Origin of the sequence: Novosphingobium sp. CCH12-A3, assembly GCF_001556015.1 — a bacterium.
Classification (GTDB): Bacteria; Pseudomonadota; Alphaproteobacteria; order Sphingomonadales; family Sphingomonadaceae; genus Novosphingobium; species Novosphingobium subterraneum.
This window is the reverse complement of the sequence record NZ_LSIA01000157.1, coordinates 1-881: the sequence shown is the minus strand read 5'-3', so window position 1 is coordinate 881 and position 881 is coordinate 1. Positions and strand designations below refer to the sequence as shown.

Here is an 881-nt window from a genome sequence, read left to right as displayed (position 1 = left end):
ATCAGCGCGGCGGGATCGCCTGGACGGCGGCCCTGCATCTCGCGCACGATCTTGCGGTTGGTGACGCGATCGACCGCGTCGAGCACTTCGAGCACCGAGAAGCCGCGACCGTAGCCGCAGTTCATCGTCAGCGATTCGCCGGGATCGGCAATTAGCGCCTGCAGTGCCAGAACATGGGCGGCGGCAAGATCGGAGACGTGGATGTAATCGCGCACGCCGGTGCCGTCGGGGGTGTCGAAATCGCTGCCGAACACGCCGACCGAGGCGCGCTTGCCCAGTGCCGCCTCGACCGCGACCTTGATCAGATGCGTTGCGCCCGCAGTCGACTGGCCGGTGCGGCCCTGCGGATCGGCGCCGGCGACGTTGAAATAGCGCAGCACGCAGTAGTTGAGCGCATGGGCGGCGGCGACATCGGACAGCATCGCCTCGGTCATCAGCTTTGACATGCCATAGGGATTGATCGGGCGCTGCGGCGTGTCCTCGGTAACGGGCGAAACCTCGGGCGTGCCATAAGTTGCTGCGGTGGAGGAGAAGATGAAGTGTGGCACGCCCGCCTCGACCACCGCGGCGATCAGTGCGCGGCTCTTGGCGGTGTTGTTGTGATAGTACTTGAGCGGGTTCGAAACCGATTCGGGCACCACCACGGAACCGGCAAAATGCATGACCGCGCGCGTACCCTGTTCGGCAAAGATGCGCTTGAGAAGGTCGGCGTCCTCGATATCGCCTTCGTAGAACGGCACGCCATCGGGCACGGCGAAGCGGAAGCCGGTGACCAGATTGTCGATCACCGCGACCGGATGGCCCGCGTCCCTCAGCGCCAGCACGGCGTGGGCGCCGATGTAGCCTGCGCCGCCGGTGACGAGAACGGGAACCTTCGACAT

Annotated in this window: 1 protein-coding gene; it reads right to left on the bottom strand. The window is 65.4% G+C overall.

Annotated features, from left to right (window positions below; genetic code table 11):
* Positions 1-881 (bottom strand): UDP-glucose 4-epimerase GalE (gene galE / locus AX703_RS12190; protein WP_062344373.1); only part of this gene is annotated, 881 nt, incomplete at its 3' end.